At 64.9% G+C, this 16,655-nt stretch carries 15 protein-coding genes and 1 pseudogene; 8 read left to right on the forward strand and 8 right to left on the reverse strand.

What is annotated here, in order from left to right:
* The 3 genes from hrcA to GXB81_RS27240 all read left to right on the forward strand — a co-directional run.
* A partial coding sequence (gene hrcA / locus GXB81_RS27230) for a heat-inducible transcriptional repressor HrcA (protein WP_205990818.1) occupies nt 1-937 on the forward strand: 937 nt, incomplete at its 5' end.
* Nucleotides 938-1,144: 207 nt separating this feature from the next.
* Complete coding sequence (hemH, locus tag GXB81_RS27235; RefSeq protein WP_205990823.1) at nt 1,145-2,215, forward strand: ferrochelatase; 1,071 nt, start codon at nt 1,145-1,147, stop codon at nt 2,213-2,215.
* 8 nt (nt 2,216-2,223) lie between these two features.
* On the forward strand, nt 2,224-2,631 hold the full coding sequence (locus tag GXB81_RS27240) for an RNA-binding S4 domain-containing protein (protein ID WP_167036026.1): 408 nt from the start codon (nt 2,224-2,226) through the stop codon (nt 2,629-2,631).
* On the opposite strand, the gene GXB81_RS27245 is transcribed toward GXB81_RS27240, so the two are convergent.
* On the reverse strand, nt 2,603-2,764 hold the full coding sequence (locus GXB81_RS27245; RefSeq protein ID WP_162842037.1) for a hypothetical protein: 162 nt from the start codon (nt 2,762-2,764) through the stop codon (nt 2,603-2,605). The genes GXB81_RS27240 and GXB81_RS27245 overlap by 29 nt on opposite strands.
* A 369-nt stretch (nt 2,765-3,133) precedes the next feature.
* On the opposite strand from GXB81_RS27245, the gene grpE reads away from it, so the two are divergent.
* From grpE to GXB81_RS27265, 4 genes are all read left to right on the forward strand, one after another.
* Nucleotides 3,134-3,709 (forward strand): nucleotide exchange factor GrpE, encoded by a 576-nt coding sequence (gene grpE / locus GXB81_RS27250; protein WP_167036029.1) that lies wholly within the window; start codon nt 3,134-3,136, stop codon nt 3,707-3,709.
* Between the two features lie 193 nt (nt 3,710-3,902).
* The gene (gene dnaK, locus GXB81_RS27255) at nt 3,903-5,855 is read left to right on the forward strand and encodes a molecular chaperone DnaK (RefSeq protein ID WP_167036032.1); all 1,953 of its coding nucleotides are present in this window, start codon (nt 3,903-3,905) and stop codon (nt 5,853-5,855) included.
* Between the two features lie 267 nt (nt 5,856-6,122).
* Nucleotides 6,123-7,262 (forward strand): molecular chaperone DnaJ, encoded by a 1,140-nt coding sequence (gene dnaJ, locus GXB81_RS27260; protein ID WP_167036035.1) that lies wholly within the window; start codon nt 6,123-6,125, stop codon nt 7,260-7,262.
* A gap of 24 nt (nt 7,263-7,286) precedes the next feature.
* A complete protein-coding gene (locus GXB81_RS27265) occupies nt 7,287-9,245 on the forward strand; it encodes a bifunctional anthranilate synthase component I family protein/class IV aminotransferase (RefSeq protein ID WP_205990819.1) in 1,959 nt (652 codons plus the stop codon).
* 74 nt (nt 9,246-9,319) lie between these two features.
* Here the strand turns inward: GXB81_RS27265 and panB are convergent, their stop codons facing one another.
* The 6 genes and pseudogenes from panB to hda form a co-directional block, all read right to left on the reverse strand.
* On the reverse strand, nt 9,320-10,135 hold the full coding sequence (panB, locus tag GXB81_RS27270; protein ID WP_167036041.1) for a 3-methyl-2-oxobutanoate hydroxymethyltransferase: 816 nt from the start codon (nt 10,133-10,135) through the stop codon (nt 9,320-9,322).
* A gap of 36 nt (nt 10,136-10,171) precedes the next feature.
* Nucleotides 10,172-10,852: a deoxynucleoside kinase gene (locus GXB81_RS27275; protein ID WP_205990820.1), complete on the reverse strand. Its 681-nt coding sequence runs from the start codon at nt 10,850-10,852 to the stop codon at nt 10,172-10,174.
* The gene (gene folK / locus GXB81_RS27280; RefSeq protein ID WP_205990821.1) at nt 10,849-11,394 is read right to left on the reverse strand and encodes a 2-amino-4-hydroxy-6-hydroxymethyldihydropteridine diphosphokinase; all 546 of its coding nucleotides are present in this window, start codon (nt 11,392-11,394) and stop codon (nt 10,849-10,851) included. The genes GXB81_RS27275 and folK overlap by 4 nt, the downstream gene beginning before the upstream one ends.
* 48 nt (nt 11,395-11,442) lie before the next feature.
* Nucleotides 11,443-13,056 carry a polynucleotide adenylyltransferase PcnB gene (pcnB, locus tag GXB81_RS27285; RefSeq protein ID WP_167036050.1) on the reverse strand — a complete coding sequence of 538 codons (1,614 nt, stop codon included), beginning with the start codon at nt 13,054-13,056 and terminating at the stop codon, nt 11,443-11,445.
* Nucleotides 13,053-13,739 (reverse strand): HAD family hydrolase, encoded by a 687-nt coding sequence (locus tag GXB81_RS27290; protein ID WP_205990822.1) that lies wholly within the window; start codon nt 13,737-13,739, stop codon nt 13,053-13,055. Before GXB81_RS27290 ends, pcnB begins: the two co-directional genes overlap by 4 nt.
* Before the next feature lie 190 nt (nt 13,740-13,929).
* Nucleotides 13,930-14,613: pseudogene (hda, locus tag GXB81_RS27295) on the reverse strand (DnaA regulatory inactivator Hda); the annotation flags it as partial.
* Between the two features lie 311 nt (nt 14,614-14,924).
* Here hda and purM point away from each other — a divergent pair.
* The gene (purM, locus tag GXB81_RS27300) at nt 14,925-15,992 is read left to right on the forward strand and encodes a phosphoribosylformylglycinamidine cyclo-ligase (protein WP_167036058.1); all 1,068 of its coding nucleotides are present in this window, start codon (nt 14,925-14,927) and stop codon (nt 15,990-15,992) included.
* 166 nt (nt 15,993-16,158) lie between these two features.
* Here purM and GXB81_RS27305 read toward each other — a convergent pair.
* Nucleotides 16,159-16,655 (reverse strand): tRNA dimethylallyltransferase (locus GXB81_RS27305; protein WP_277396812.1); only part of this gene is annotated, 497 nt, incomplete at its 5' end.

A 16,655-nucleotide genomic window follows, 5' to 3' on the forward strand; every position in this document is an offset into this window, starting at 1 on the left:
TCTGTCACGTTATTCGGGCCTCGAACTGAGCCCGGCCACGATCCGCAACGTGATGTCGGACCTCGAGGAACTGGGGCTCGTGATCAGTCCGCACACGTCGGCGGGGCGCATTCCGACGCCGCGCGGCTACCGGCTTTTCGTCGATACGATGCTGACGGTCGAATCCGCCGCGGACGAAGAGGCCGTGATGCGCACGGTCAAGACCACGCTGCAGGTGGGCGAGCCGCAGAAGATCGTCGCTGCGGCGGCGAGCGTGCTGTCGAGCCTCTCGCAGTTCGCCGGCGTCGTGCTCACGCCGCGCCGCAGCCACGTATTCAAGCAGATCGAGTTCATGCGCCTGTCCGACAAGCGCATCCTGCTCATCATCGTGACGCCCGAAGGCGACGTGCAGAACCGCATGCTCGCGACCCAGCGCGACTTCTCGCCGTCGCAACTGGTCGAGGCCTCCAACTACATCAACGCGCATTTCGCCGGCCTTTCGTTCGACGAAGTGCGCCGCCGCCTGCGCGAGGAAATCGACGAACTGCGCGGCGACATGACCTCGCTGATGCACGCGGCCGTCACCGCCAGCACCGACGAATCCGACACCGGCGAGACCGTGCTGATCTCGGGCGAGCGCAATCTGCTCGAAGTCGCCGATCTTTCGTCGGACATGGCGCGCCTGCGCAAGCTGTTCGACGTGTTCGACCAGAAAACCAGCCTCCTTCAGTTGCTCGACGTGTCGAGTCACGCGGCGGGCGTGCAGATTTTCATCGGCGGCGAATCGAATCTCGTGCCGATCGAGGAAATGAGCGTGGTCACCGCGCCGTACGAGGTGAACGGCAAGATCGTCGGCACGCTTGGCGTGATCGGCCCGACCCGCATGGCCTACAACCGCGTGATTCCGATCGTCGACATCACCGCGCGCCTGCTCTCGCTGACGCTGAGTCAGCAGTAATCAGCCCGGCAATCATCCGGCAGCCGTTCCTCCGGTTTGCCGCGCTGCCGTCAGCGCAGCCCGTGCCGGCCATGATGCGTCATGGCGCGCGGCCTGCCAATCGGCCGAACGGCCAGGGGCGCCTGGCGACGCCTCGCCCGACCCGCGCCGCTATAATGAATCCCCATTGAATCGATTTGCCGCGTCATGCGGCGACTTCCGCTGCCTATGCGCTTCGACCTCGAGCGGCCCTCCCAGAACGCTTCGTCGCATCGCGTCGCCGTGTTGCTGATCAACCTCGGCACGCCCGACGCGCCGACGCCGCGCGCGGTGCGCCGTTATCTCGCGCAGTTTCTGTCCGATCCGCGCGTGGTCGAAATTCCGGCGTTGCTCTGGCAGTTCATTCTGCGTCTGCTGATTTTGCCGTTTCGCGGCCGCAGTTCCGCGAAGAAGTACGCGGCGGTCTGGATGCCCGAGGGCTCCCCGCTGCGCGTGCATACGGAAAAGCAGGTGGAAGGCTTGCGCCATCTGCTGCAAGTGAACGACTACACGGTGCTCGTCGACTACGCGATGCGCTACGGCACGCCCGGCATTCCGGCGATGCTGAATCAGTTGAAGCTCGCGGGCGCCGAGCGCGTGCTGCTGATGCCGATGTATCCGCAATACTCGGCGTCGACCACGGCCACCGCTTTCGACGACGCCTTCTCCGCGCTCAAGCGCATGCGCAACCAGCCGGAAATCCGCACGGTGCGTCAGTACGCCGATCATTCGGCGTACATCGCGGCGCTCGCCGCGCAGGTGCATCAGTACTGGCATCAGCATGGCCGTCCCGACTTCGCGGCCGGCGACAAGCTCGTGTTCAGTTTTCACGGCGTGCCCAAGCGCACGCTCGATCTCGGCGACCCCTACCACGAGCAATGCCAGCAAACCGGCGCGCTGCTGATGCAGGCGCTCGGACTCACGCCGGTCGAGTGCCGCATCACGTTCCAGTCGCGCTTCGGCAAGGCCGAGTGGCTGCAGCCCTATACGGCGCCCACGCTGAAGGAACTCGGCGCGGCGGGCGTGCGGCGCGCCGACGTGTTCTGTCCGGGCTTTACCGCCGACTGCCTCGAAACGATCGAGGAAATCGGCATGGAAGTGCGCGACGAGTTTCTGCATGCGGGCGGCAAGGAGTTTCACCGGATCGCTTGTCTGAACGCGTCGCCGCCGTGGATCGCCGCGCTTGGCGAAATCGTCGCGCAGAATCTGCAGGGCTGGCCAGTGCAGGCGGTGCCGGTGCCGCACACCACGGGAGCGTGAAGACGCCGATGAATTACCGCATTTCAACCGAACCGGGCGCGAAGCTGCGCATCGACAAATGGCTGTGGGCGGCGCGTTTTTTCAAGACGCGTTCGCTGGCCGCGGACGCCGTCGAGAAGGGGCGGGTACGCATCGGCGGAGCGGCGGTGAAGCCGGCGAAGGACGTGCGCGTCGGCGACTTCGTCGAGATCGAGATCGAACGGGTCGTGTGGCAGGTGGAAGTGCTGGGCGTGTGCGACGTGCGCGGCCCGGCGAGCGTCGCGCAGACGCTTTATGTAGAGACCGAAGAAAGCAGGCTGAAGCGGCAGGTCGAGCAGGAGCGGCGCAGGATCTATCGCGAGCCGGCCGCCGCGTTGCACGGGCGGCCGACCAAGCGCGACCGGCGCTCTATCGACAGATTTTCAGGTGAGGATTGAAGAACTGTTCCATCGTGGCGTGCACGCCGCCGTATTCGGTGGTGTGGTCGTTGACCGCACCGGACATACAGATGGTCGTGGTACCCGCGATCAGTACCAGTGCGACCACCCCGATTGCAAAGGTCAGTTTCACGGTACTCCCCTTGGGAAGATTGAAACGGGCTGAATAGGTACAACTGTCAGACGTCGGTAAGGTCTACGTTAGATTAGGGTTAACGTGGCGTTTCCGATGTATGAGTGGAGAATAGGCCAGTTGCCGGCCGCACTCAATCCCTATCTGATTGCGCCACGTTAACGGTTGTTACGGCGCATTTCGCCTGCACACCGGTGGTGCGAAAAGAGCCCCGAGAGCCGCTTGAAACGGCTCTTTGCGGCCCCATCTGCAGTTTTGTATGCGGTTGCGCGCGAACGCGCGTGTCGCGATTTTGCAACGCACAAATCCCGACGCGTGTCGTGTGTTTGCGTCACCGTTGGTTTTTACTTTTTAACGACTTTCAGCGACATGGAAAACACGCAAGAGAACCCGACGAGCCAGACTCCCACGCCCGCCGACGAAGCCGCGCGCCAGGCCGCCGAGGCCGCAGCCGCCCCGCAGGAAGCCGCCGCGGGCGCCGAAGCGCCGGCAGCCGGCGAGCAGGCGCTGGCCGACGCTCAGGCGAAGATCGCCGAGTTGCAGGAAAGCTTCCTGCGCGCGAAGGCCGAAACCGAGAACGTGCGCCGTCGCGCTCAGGAAGACATCACCAAGGCGCACAAGTTTGCGATCGAGAGCTTCGCCGAGCATCTGCTGCCGGTGATCGACAGCCTCGAAGCGGCCGTCGCCCATTCGTCGGACGACCTGCAGAAGGTTCGCGAAGGCGTCGAACTCACGCTGCGTCAATTGAGCGGCGCGCTCGAGAAGGGCCGCGTCGTCGCCATCAATCCGGTCGGGGAGAAGTTCGACCCGCATCGCCACCAGGCTATCTCGATGGTGCCGGCCGACCAGGAGCCGAACACCGTCGTCGCGGTGTTGCAGAAGGGCTTCGTGATCGCCGATCGCGTGCTGCGTCCCGCGCTCGTGACCGTTGCGGCACCGAAGTAAGCGCCGCGCGGTTTCGCTCGGGCGGTAGTCCCGTGATTGAAAAAATTTAAAGACCGCATCGTAAAAGAGGTCTTGAAAACGATGTGGCCGCACTTATTTTGAGTGCAGGTATGAATTGAGAGCGGGGCGCCTTCGGGCCGGATGGGCCAACCGGGCGCTTCCCGCAGCGATCAAAGTCAGGAGATTAGTAAAAATGGGCAAAATCATCGGCATCGACCTCGGCACGACCAATTCGTGCGTGGCGATCATGGAAGGCAACTCGGTCAAGGTGATCGAGAACTCGGAAGGCGCGCGCACCACGCCGTCGATCATCGCTTACATGGAAGATAGCGAGATCCTCGTTGGCGCGCCGGCCAAGCGTCAGTCGGTCACGAACCCGAAGAACACGCTGTACGCGGTCAAGCGCCTGATCGGCCGCCGCTTCGAAGAGAAGGAAGTGCAGAAGGACATCGGCCTGATGCCGTACAGGATCATGAAGGCCGACAACGGCGACGCATGGGTCGAAGTGCGCGATCAGAAGCTCGCTCCGCCGCAAATCTCCGCCGAAGTGCTGCGCAAGATGAAGAAAACCGCTGAGGACTACCTCGGCGAGCCGGTTACGGAAGCCGTGATCACGGTGCCGGCGTACTTCAACGACAGCCAGCGTCAAGCGACCAAGGACGCGGGCCGCATCGCCGGTCTGGAAGTCAAGCGCATCATCAACGAACCGACCGCTGCGGCTCTCGCGTTCGGTCTGGACAAGGCCGAAAAGGGCGACCGCAAGATCGCGGTGTACGACCTGGGCGGCGGCACGTTCGACGTGTCGATCATCGAAATCGCCGACGTCGACGGTGAGAAGCAGTTCGAAGTGCTCTCCACGAACGGCGATACGTTCCTCGGCGGCGAAGACTTCGACCAGCGCATCATCGACTACATCATCGGCGAGTTCAAGAAAGAGCAGGGCGTCGATCTGTCGAAAGACGTGCTCGCGCTGCAGCGCCTGAAGGAATCGGCTGAAAAGGCGAAGATCGAACTGTCGTCGAGCCAGCAGACCGAAATCAACCTGCCGTACATCACGGCCGACGCGTCGGGTCCGAAGCACCTGAACCTGAAGATCACGCGCGCCAAGCTGGAAGCGCTGGTCGAAGAGCTGATCGAACGCACGATCGAGCCGTGCCGTGTCGCGATCAAGGACGCGGGCGTGAAGGTCGGCGAAATCGACGACGTGATCCTGGTTGGCGGCATGACCCGCATGCCGAAGGTGCAGGATAAGGTGAAGGAGTTTTTCGGCAAGGAACCGCGCCGCGACGTGAACCCGGACGAAGCCGTGGCCGTCGGTGCCGCGATCCAGGGCCAGGTGCTGTCGGGCGACCGCAAGGACGTGCTGCTGCTCGACGTGACTCCGTTGTCGCTCGGCATCGAAACGCTCGGCGGCGTGATGACGAAGATGATCAACAAGAACACCACGATCCCGACCAAGCACGCGCAGGTCTACTCGACGGCTGACGACAATCAGAGCGCCGTGACGATCAAGGTGTTCCAGGGCGAACGCGAAATGGCAGCGGGCAACAAGCTGCTCGGCGAGTTCAACCTCGAAGGCATTCCGCCGGCCCCGCGCGGCGTGCCGCAGATCGAAGTGAGCTTCGACATCGACGCGAACGGCATTCTGCACGTCGGCGCGAAGGACAAGGCGACCGGCAAGGAAAACCGCATCACGATCAAGGCGAACTCGGGCCTGTCCGAAGCCGAAATCGAGAAGATGGTGAAGGACGCCGAAGCGAACGCGGAAGAAGATCACAAGCTGCGTGAGCTGGCCGACGCCCGCAACCAGGGTGACGCGCTTGTTCACAGCACGAAGAAGGCGCTCACCGAATACGGCGACAAGCTGGAAGCCGGCGAGAAGGAAACGATCGAAACCGCGCTGAAGGACCTCGAAGACACGCTGAAGAACGCGTCGAGCGACAAGGCCGCGATCGAAGCGAAGATCGAAGCCGTGGCTACCGCCTCGCAGAAGATGGGCGAGAAGATGTACGCCGACATGCAGGCTGCGCAAGGTGCCGAAGCGGCAGCAGCGGGTGCGGCGGCGGGTGCCGGTGCATCGGCGGGCGCGAGCCAGCAGGCCGACGACGTGGTCGACGCCGAGTTCAAGGAAGTGAAGAAGGACTAAAGCCAGGTCGTCATCCGACCGTAAAGCCGCGCACAGCAATGTGCGCGGCCCGGCTGCACAAAAAACGGCGTCCTTTCGGACGGTCTGAGTGCAAGAGCGGTTATCGCGCCTGGCGAGCCTTTTCGGCTCTCCGGGCACATTTGTTTTATGGAGGGCGTTGTTTTGAGTCGCGTCGAAGCGGGTGAAAACAACGGCCGGACGAGTCGTGAGACTCCAGCATTCAAAAGGAGCTACCGCGCCGCATTGCGCGGGTGGCGTTGAACCGATATGGCGAAACGGGATTACTACGAGGTTCTGGGCGTCGCAAAGAACGCGAGCGACGACGAAATCAAGAAGGCTTATCGCAAGCTCGCGATGAAGCACCACCCCGACCGCAACCCGGGCAACAAGGATGCGGAAGAGCATTTCAAGGAAGTGAAGGAAGCCTATGAAATGCTGTCGGACTCGCAAAAGCGTGCCGCGTACGACCAGTACGGCCACGCGGGCGTCGATCCGAACATGGGTGGGGCCGGCGCCCAAGGCTTCGGCGGTTTTGCCGATGCATTCGGCGATATTTTCGGCGATATCTTCGGCCAGGCGGCCGGGGGCGCCGCACGCGGCGGCGGCCGTGCCGGTCCGCAGGTGTATCGCGGCGCCGATCTGCGCTACAGCATGGAAATCACGCTCGAACAGGCCGCGCATGGCTACGACACGCAAATCCGCGTGCCGAGCTGGGTTTCGTGCGAAGTCTGTCACGGTTCGGGCGCGAAGCCCGGCACCAAGCCGGAAACCTGCCCGACCTGTAGCGGCTCGGGCTCGGTGCGCATGTCGCAGGGCTTTTTCAGCATCCAGCAGACTTGCCCGAAGTGCCACGGCACCGGCACGTATATTCCCGATCCGTGCGGTCACTGCCACGGCGCGGGCAAGGTGAAGGAAACCAAGACGCTGGAAGTGAAGATTCCGGCCGGTATCGACGACGGCATGCGCATCCGCTCGGCCGGCAACGGCGAGCCGGGCATCAACGGCGGTCCGTCGGGCGATCTGTACGTCGAGATTCACATCAAGCAGCATTCGGTGTTCGAGCGCGACGGCGACGACCTGCATTGCCAGATGCCGATTCCGTTCACCACGGCGGCGCTCGGCGGCGAGATCGAAGTGCCGACGCTCGCGGGCCGCGCGAGCTTCACGGTGCCGGAAGGCACGCAGTCGGGCAAGACGTTCCGTCTGCGCGGCAAGGGTATCAAGGGCTTGCGCTCGAGCATCGCCGGCGATCTGTATGTGCACGTGCAGGTCGAAACGCCGGTCAAGCTCACCGACACGCAGCGCGATCTGCTCAAGCAGTTCGAGAAGGCGCTCGTGGAAGGCGGGGCGCGGCACAGCCCGCAGAGCAAGAGCTGGTTTGATCGGGTGAAGAGTTTCTTCGATTAATCGCAGTCCGATTCGGCGATAAGCATGACGGCGGATGAGCGCGGCGCGGTATTCGCGCTGCTCGACGATTGCGGCGCAACGGCGGCGCGCCGTTCGAGTCGTCTGTACACGGGTTTTGTGCATGAGCGGGTCTGCGCGGATGCCGCGCTGCTCGACGCCGTGTGCGCAAGCGTCGTCGCGGACACGCGCAGCGGTTTGCATGCCGTCGTGCTCGCCGACTATGAATTCGGCCGCGCGCTCATGGGTCTCGATGCGCGCCGGTCTTCGGAAACGCAGTGTGGCAATGCCGCGCTGCGTTTTTTATTGTTCGAGCGCTGTGCGAGGCTTTCGCGCGAAGAACTCGATGCATGGCTGATCGCGCGCGACAACGACGCTCTCGAGCCTTCGGTCGCGGGCACGGCGAACGTGCGCGCGAGTGTCGATTCCACGCAGTTCAACGCGGCGATCGAGGCGATTCACGCCGCCCTGCGCGCGGGCGATTCCTATCAGGTCAACTACACGTACCGGCTCGGCTTCGACGTATTCGGGCCGCCGGTGGCGTTGTATCGGCGCTTGCGCGCGCGCCAGCCGGTGCCGTTCGGTGCGCTTGCCGCATTGCCGGGCGGCGGCTGGGTGTTGTCGTGCTCGCCGGAACTGTTCGTCGAGAAGCAGGGCGCGACGTTGCGCGCGCGGCCGATGAAGGGCACGGCGCCGCGCTCGCACGATCCATCCGCTGACCAGTGGACCGCCGAGTTTCTCGCCAACGATCCGAAAAACCGCGCCGAGAACGTGATGATCGTCGATCTGTTGCGCAACGACCTTTCGCGCGTCGCCCAGACCGGTTCGGTCAAGGTGCCGGCGCTGTTCTCGGTCGAGCCGTATGCGTCGGTCTGGCAGATGACGTCGACGGTGGTCGCGACGTTGCAAGGCGGCACGTCGTTTGCCACGATCCTGCGCGCGCTGTTTCCGTGCGGCTCGATTACCGGCGCGCCGAAGCATCGCACGATGCAATTGATCGACGAACTCGAAAGCACGCCGCGCGGGTTGTATACGGGCGCGATCGGCTGGCTCGATGCGCCTTTTGCGAATGCTGACAGCGCGCAGTCGGGTGCCGTTACGCACGCCACCGTTACCCACGCAGAGGCGGCCGCGAACACGTCCTTGTGCGGCGACTTCTGTCTCTCGGTCGCCATCCGTACGCTAACGCTGAGCCCATCCGCGCAAACGCAAGCGGGCGACGCCGCCTGTTTCCGCGGCAGCATGGGCATCGGCGCGGGTATCGTTCTCGACAGCGTCGCCGCCGACGAACATGCGGAGTGCCAATTGAAAGCACGTTTTCTGACCGGCGCGGAGCCGGGCTTCGAACTTTTCGAAACGATGTACGCGACGCGGGAAGACGGCGTGCGGCATCTGGCGCGCCATCTGCGGCGCCTGTCGTCGAGTGCGGCGACGTTCGGCTTTGGTTTCGACGAAGCCGGCATTCGCGAGCAGATCGACGCACAGTGTGCGGCGCTGCCCGGACAAACGCCGCATCGCGTGCGGCTCGCATTGAGCAAGAGCGGCACGGTGCAGATCACGGCCGCGGTGCTCACGCCGTTGACGGAGTCGACCGTCGGCGTTCTGCTCGGCGCCGAACAGCAGTTCGCGCCGACGCAGGCGAACGATCCGCTGCTGCGCCACAAGACCACCCGCCGCGCCGGCTACGACCGCGGCTGGCGTGAAGCCGAAGCGAAGGGCGCATTCGATACGCTGTTCTTCAACGAACGCGGTGAGCTGACCGAAGGCGGCCGCTCGAACGTATTCGTGAAGCTCGCGGGGCAATGGTGGACGCCGCCGCTCGAATCGGGCGTGCTGCCAGGCGTGATGCGGAGCGTGTTGCTCGAGGCGGCGGCGGGCCTGCAGGCCGGAGAAAGAGTACTGACCCAGATCGACGTGCTGAATGCCGAGGCGCTGCTGGTCTGCAACGCATTGCGCGGCGCGGTGCCGGCGCGGGTCGTTCGCTAGAGCGCGAAGCGGAGCACCGCGCGAGCGCGCGGTACCGCGGCGAAGCACACTGAAATTTCAACAGAAGCGCTGCATCAGAACGTGTGCTCGGCGCTTGGAAACGCTCCCTCTTTCACCGCCCGCACATACGTCTCGACCGCCGCCTGAATGCTCGGCTGCCCCTGCATGAAATCCTTCACGAAGCGCGGACGCTTGCCGGGGAAAATCCCGAGCATGTCGTGCAGCACGAGCACCTGACCCGAGCAGTCGAGCCCCGCACCGATGCCGATCGTCGGAATGCGCAACTGCTTCGTGACCTCGCTCGCGAGTGGCGACGGAATCGCTTCCATCACGATCAGCTGCGCGCCGGCTTCCTGTACCGCGAGCGAATCGCGCAGCAACTGGCTCGCCGCCGCTTCGGTCTTGCCCTGCACCTTGAAGCCGCCGAACGCATGCACCGACTGCGGCGTGAGCCCGACGTGCGCGCACACCGGAACCGAACGCTCGACCAGATGACGCACCGTGCCCGCGAGCCATTCGCCGCCTTCGAGCTTGACCATCTGCGCGCCCGCGCGCATCAGTTCGACCGCGCTTCTGAACGCGTCTTCCGGCGTGCCGTACGTGCCGAACGGCATGTCGGCAACGATCAGCGCCGACGGCCGCGCGCGTGCGACGCTCGCCGTGTGATACGCGATGTCGGCAAGCGACACCGGCAGCGTGGTGGTCTGGCCTTGCAGCACGTTGCCGAGCGAGTCGCCGATCAGCAGCACGTCGACGCCCGCGCGGTCGAGCAGCGCGGAAAAACTCGCGTCGTAGCAGGTGAGCATCGCGATTTTTTCGCCGGCGTCGCGCATTGCCTGCAGTTTCGGCACGGTGATGGCGCTCCGGCTCGCTTCCTGCAAATAGGTCATGGTTAATCCAATGGAAAAAGAAATGGCCGAGCCCGCTTAGAGCGAGGTGCCTTTGACGAAGAATTCCTTGCGGCCGCGCATCGTCTCGATGCGTTCGGCGAGCAGCGCGAGGTCCGCATCGGAGTCGAGTGGATTCAGGTGCTCGGCGTTGACCGTCAGCACGGGCGTGTGGTCGTAGTGGTAGAAGAACTCGTTGTATGCGTCGCAGAGCGCGCGCAGATAGGCGTCGGAAATCTGCAGTTCCATCGGCACCGCGCGCTTCTGGATGCGCGCGAACAGCACCTCGGGGCTCGCCTGCAGATAGACGACGAAGTCCGGCGCGGGCGCGCTGACGTCGAGCCGGGCGGCGAGCGCGCGATATAGCTGCCACTCGTCTTCCTGCAAGGTGAGACGCGCGAAGATGTCGTTTTTCTGCGTGAGAAAGTCGGCGACGAGCGGCGTGCCGGTGGCCTGCGCCGCGCTCACTTCGTGCGCCTGCTGCGCGCGTTGCAGCGCGAAGTGCAGTTGCACCGGCAGCGCGTAGCGCGCGGTATCGCGATAGAAGCGTTCCAGAAACGGATTCTCGTGCGGGCGCTCGAACAGCTCCTGCATCGACCAGCGTTGCGCGAGGCGCCGCGCGAGCGAGGTCTTGCCGACGCCGATCGGCCCTTCGATCGCGAGATAGCCGAACGGCGGACGTAGTTGCGGCGCGGTGACCGTGAGCGGCGGCGAACTCATTCGCAGCGGCCCTTATCGGCGGAACCGTCGCCGTTCAGCGCGTTGAGCATCGGGCACTGGCACGGCCCCTTCATCTTTTCGATGCGCTGATCGCGGACATGTTCGAGCAGCGCGCTAGCGCGCCCATGTTGCGGAATGATGATCGCCGCGTCGATTTCGACGAGCGGCACGAGCGCGAATGCGCGCTCCACGAGACGCGGATGCGGCACGATCAGATCGGCTTCGTCGATCGACTGATCGCCGTACAGCAGGATGTCGAGGTCGAGCGTGCGCGGGGCGTTGCGAAACGGCCGCTCGCGGCCGAAGTGATGCTCGATCTTGTGGCACAGCGCGAGCAGATGCCGCACGGGGAGCGTCGTTTCGAGCTTCACGACGCAGTTGAAATAGTCGTCGCCGCCCGCGTCGATCGGGGCGGTGCGATACAGGCTCGATTTGGCGAGCACGGTGATGGTGTGCTGTTGTGCGAGGCACACCACCGCGTCTTTCAGGGTCTGACGCGCGTCCCCGAGATTCGCGCCGAGACCAAGATAAGCAACCGTCATGGCATAACTTCCTGCAACTATCGTTCGACGGCTTCCGCGAACGCCGCGTCAGTCTTCGTGCGAGCCTGTGTGGCCCGCGTCGTTGTCCGTGCGTTCGGCTGGTGTGCCGCCCTCCATTCCGTCACCTGATTTGCGGTTTCTGGCGCCTCCGCGCCGCCGGCGTTTTCTGGGGCTCCGGTCCTTCCCGCCTTGCGTGAGCAATGTCTCGCGCGCGGCGGCGTCTCCTTCGATGAACTCCGTCCACCATGCGCCGGCCGACTCGTCGAGTTCGCCCGAGGCGCAGCGCAACAGGAGGAAATCATACCCCGCTCTAAATCTTTGGTGTTCCAGCAGCTTCAGCGCGCTGCGGCCCGAACGTTTTTCGAGGCGCAGCTGCAGGCCCCAGATCTCGCGCATGTCGGCCGAGAAGCGCTTGTGGATCGCGAGTTTCTCGGTTTGCATGTCGAGCACTTCGTCCATCGCGCGATGCAGCGCGGGCACCGGGTACTCGCCTTCGGCCTCGAATTTCTGCCAGCGCTGCTGCACGTCGTGCCACAGCAGCGTCGCGAACAGGAAGCCCGGCGAGACCGGCTTGCCGGCCAGCACGCGCGCGTCGGTGCTGGAGAGAGCGAGCGAGATGAATTTCTCGCCGGTCGGCTGTTCGAGCACGACGTCGAGCAGCGGCAGCAGTCCGTGATGAAGGCCTTCCTGGCGCAGCCGCTTCAGGCATGCGAGCGCGTGACCCGACAGCATGAGCTTGAGCATCTCGTCGAACAGACGCGCGGCGGGTACGTTGTTGATGAGGTCGGCCATCTTCTTGATCGGCGCGCGCGTTGCGTCGTCGATCTCGAAGCCGAGCTTGGCGGCGAAACGCACGACGCGCAGCATGCGCACCGGGTCTTCGCGATAGCGCGTGGCCGGGTCGCCGATCATGCGCAGCAGGCGTGCGCGGATGTCGGCCATGCCGTTGTGGTAGTCCAGCACGGTTTGCGTGGCCGGATCGTAGTACATCGCGTTGATCGTGAAGTCGCGGCGCGTGGCGTCTTCGTGCTGTTCGCCCCAGACGTTGTCGCGCAGCACGCGGCCGCTCGCGTCGACCGCATGGGTGCGGCGGTCGAGCTCGTCGCGCTTCAGGCGCTTCGGCGGCGCGGCGTCGGCCGCGGGCGGATCGACGAGCGCGCGGAACGTCGAGGTCTCGATGATTTCCTGGCCGAACTGCACGTGCACGATCTGGAAGCGCCGGCCGATGATGCGAGCGCGGCGGAACAGCTTCTGCACCTGTTCGGGCGTCGCGTCGGTCGCGACGTCGAAGTCTTTCGGTTTCACGCCGAGCAGCAGGTCGCGCACCGCACCGCCGACGATGAACGCACGGTAGCCCGCCTGTTGCAGACCTTCGGTGACGCGGATCGCGTTGCGCGAGATCAGCGTGGGGTCGATGCCGTGCACGTCGTGCGGAATGATGACGGGCGCGTCCGGTTCGCGCGGCGCTTTGGCGGCGGCCGCGGCGGATTTGCGGCGCGGCTTCGCGGCCGTGCCGGAAGCGCTCGTGCCGGCGCCGGACTTGCCGCGCGCCGATGCGTTGCCTTTGGCGTCGCCGGCCTCGGCGTGGGTTTCGGCGGAGAGCGTGTCGTCAGCGGTCGCCGCGTCCTGGCCGAAGAGCTTGCGAATGAGTTTCTTGATCACGAGGGTTGAAAGAGTTCGAGGATGCGCCAGCCTTTGGCTTGCGCATGGGCGCGCAACGTGTCGTCCGGATTGGTCGCGATGGGATCGGTGACTTTTTCGAGCAGCGGGATGTCGTTGTGCGAATCGCTATAGAAATAGCTGTGCTCGAAGTCGCTCCAGTTCTTGCCGAGCGAGGCGAGCCACATTTCGGTGCGCACGATCTTGCCTTCCTTGTAGCTCGGCGTGCCGGTCGGGCGGCCCGTGTAAGCGCCGTGCGGATCGCCGCCGACGGTTTCCGCCTCGCAGGCGATCAGCGCGTCGACGCCGAATGCCTGGGCGATCGGCCGCGTGATGAATTCGTTGGTGGCGGTGACAACGCAGCAGAGGTCGCCCGCTTCGCGGTGCTGCTTCACGAGTTCGAGCGCGGCCGGCAGGATGGCCGGCGTGATGACCTCGTGCATGTACTGCGCGTGAAGGTCGGTAAGCTGCGCGCGCGAGTACCTGGCGAGCGGCGTCAGCATGGCGATCAGATAAGCGTGAATGTCGAGCTGGCCGGCTTTGTAGTCGGCGTAGAAGCGGTCGTTTTCACGGGCGAAATTTTCGGCGTCGACCATGCCTTTTTTCACCATGAAGCGGCCCCATTCGTGGTCGCTGTCGGTGGGAATGAGCGTGTGGTCGAGATCGAAGAGTGCGAGGTTAGCCATGGGGGCCTATTTTACTTGAAGCGGGAGAGACGGCGTATGAACCTGCCGGGTCGGCCAGGGACGCGCCGGTGCCCGGGCCTTCGTGCGCGGCGGCCGGGCCGGATGCGGATGAGGCTGGCGCAGCGGATGCCCCCCCTGCGGCCGGGCCGGTAATGGAGCCCGTGGAAGCGCCGCGCCGCTCGTCCGCGCCGGGCGATGCGAGCATCGTGCGCAACAGCGGCAGCGTGACCGCGCGCTTCTGTTCGAGCGAGAAGCGGTCGAGCGCGTCGAGCAGCGCCATCAGGCTCGGCATGTCGCGGCGAAAATGCGTGAGCAGGTAGGCCGGCACGTCGTCGGCGAGCATGATGCCGCGCTCGCGTGCCGCTCGCTTGAGCACCGCGGCCTTGGCGTCGTCGGGCAGCGGCGCGAGATGAAACACGAGACCCCAGCCGAGCCGGGTGCGCAGATCCTCGCGCACGGTCATGCCGATCGGTGGCGCGTTGCCCGCGGCGACCAGCGCACTGGTCGGGTGCGCGCGTACTTCGTTGAAGAGGTTGAACACGGCGATCTGCTGCGCGGCCGACAGCGCATCGCAGTCGTCGATCGCATAGAGCGCGACGCGCGGATCGAAGCCGAACGCGGCGAGGCTGCTCTGCGGGCCGGCGAAGCGCGCATGGCCCGGCGGCGCTTCGTGCACGAGCGCCTGCAGCAGATGCGTGCGGCCGCTGCCGGCTTCGCCCCAGACGTAGAAGGTGCGATCGGCGACCGGCCCGGCGGCGAGCGCGTTGTCGAGCTCGCGCAGACGCGTGACCAGCTCGGCGTTCGCGCCGGCGAAAAAATTGTCGAATGTCGAGGGCGGCGGGGTGCCGAGATCGAGCGTCAGTTGACGAAGCACAGTAGGTTAATGCCGAATTAATGCCGAAAATAAGGCTCGGGCCGCACCGGGCCCGAACCTCGGGGCCTGATGCGTCAAGCAAGCCCATCAATCAAGCGGGTCAATCAGCGCTCAGTGGTTGCAGGGCGTGCTCGCCGGGCTGCCGGGCCGCGCGTCGCGCGAACGCGGCGGATGGAATCGCGCGTGGTAGCGGCACGGGAATCGGAGTGTCGTAGGACAAACTCGTTTCCGGCTGGGTCGAACGCGCGAATTCCAGCCAGGCGGCCGGCATCGGGTAAAATCGCATTTTACCGACCTTCGAGCTCTTCCCCATGAATCAACCGAAATCCACCCCGTCTTCAACCGATTCGGCCCAAGGTTTGTCGTATCGCGACGCCGGTGTGGACATCGATGCGGGCGACGCCCTCGTCGACGCCATCAAGCCCTTTGCCAGGAAGACTCTGCGCGACGGCGTGCTGGGCGGCATCGGCGGATTCGGCGCGCTGTTCGAAGTGCCGAAGAAGTACAAGGAGCCGGTGCTCGTGTCCGGTACCGACGGCGTCGGCACCAAGCTGCGCCTCGCGTTCCAGCTGAACCGCCACGACACGGTCGGTCAGGACCTCGTCGCGATGAGCGTCAACGACATCCTCGTGCAGGGCGCCGAGCCGCTGTTCTTTCTCGACTACTTCGCCTGCGGCAAGCTCGAAGTCGGCACGGCGGCCACCGTCGTCAAAGGCATCGCGCACGGTTGCGAACTGTCGGGCTGCGCGCTGATCGGCGGCGAAACGGCGGAAATGCCGGGCATGTACCCGGACGGCGAATACGACCTGGCCGGTTTCGCGGTCGGCGCGGTGGAAAAGAGCAAGATCATCGACGGCAGCAAGATCGCTCCGGGCGACGTGGTGCTCGGGCTCGCGTCGAGCGGCATTCATTCGAACGGTTTCTCGCTGGTGCGCAAGATCATCGAGCGCGCCAATCCCGATCTGAACGCAGAGTTCGACGGCCGCACGCTGGCCGACGCGCTGATGGCGCCGACGCGCATCTACGTGAAGCCGCTGCTCGCGCTGATGCAGCAGATCGAGGTCAAGGGCATGGCGCACATTACGGGCGGCGGCCTCGTCGAGAACATTCCGCGCGTGCTGCGCGACGGTCTGACGGCCGAGCTCGATCAGCGCGCATGGCCGCTGCCGCCGCTGTTCTCGTGGCTGCAGAAGCACGGCGGTGTCGCCGATGCGGAAATGCACCGCGTGTTCAACTGCGGTATCGGCATGGCGGTGATCGTGGCGGCGGCGGATGCCGAGGCGGCAATCGGTTCGCTGTCCGCGGCGGGCGAGCAGGTCTGGAAGATCGGCACGGTTCGCGCAAGCGCGGCCGGCGAAGCGCAGACGGTGGTGGTCTGAAGGTTTTAAGGTTTGGGCGGTTCGCGCGGCTTCCTCAGGGCGTCGCGCGGGCCGCGGTGGTTCAAGGTTGTTCAGGTCGGTTCGAATGTGCTTGAACTATTTGTTTGAACTTCGAAGAGCCGGTTCCGGATTCTTCAGATTCGCGTTTTCCTTCTCTCCCGGCTGTTCAGGCCAGTGCCTCGATCAACTCCACCACCCGCGCCGTTGCGTGCGGATCGCAGCAATCCACCACCTTTCGCTCCGTCATGCTGCGCAGCCACGTAAGCTGGCGCTTGCATAGCTGACGCGTCGCGAAGACTCCCTTGTCGCGCATGGTTGGGTAATCGACCGCGCCGTCGAGGTATTCCCACACCTGCCGATAGCCGACACAACGCATCGACGGCATCTCGGGCAGCAGATCGCCGCGCGCGCGCAGCTTCGCGACTTCATCGACGAAACCGTGCGCAAGCATCGCGTCGAAGCGCTGCTCGATACGCTGGTGCAGTACGCCGCGCTCGGAGGGCTCCAGCGCGATCGGCACGAAGCGCCAGGCCGACGCGGCAGCGTCGATGCGCGCGGGCGCGGCGAGCAGCGTCGCCATCGGCTGGCCGGTCAGCATGAACACTTCGAGCGCGCGCTGGATGCGCTGCGAATCGTTCGGCGCGAGGCGCGCGGCCGTGACCG

The sequence above is a fragment of the Paraburkholderia sp. Ac-20336 genome, assembly GCF_017105025.1.
Lineage (GTDB): Bacteria > Pseudomonadota > Gammaproteobacteria > Burkholderiales > Burkholderiaceae > Paraburkholderia.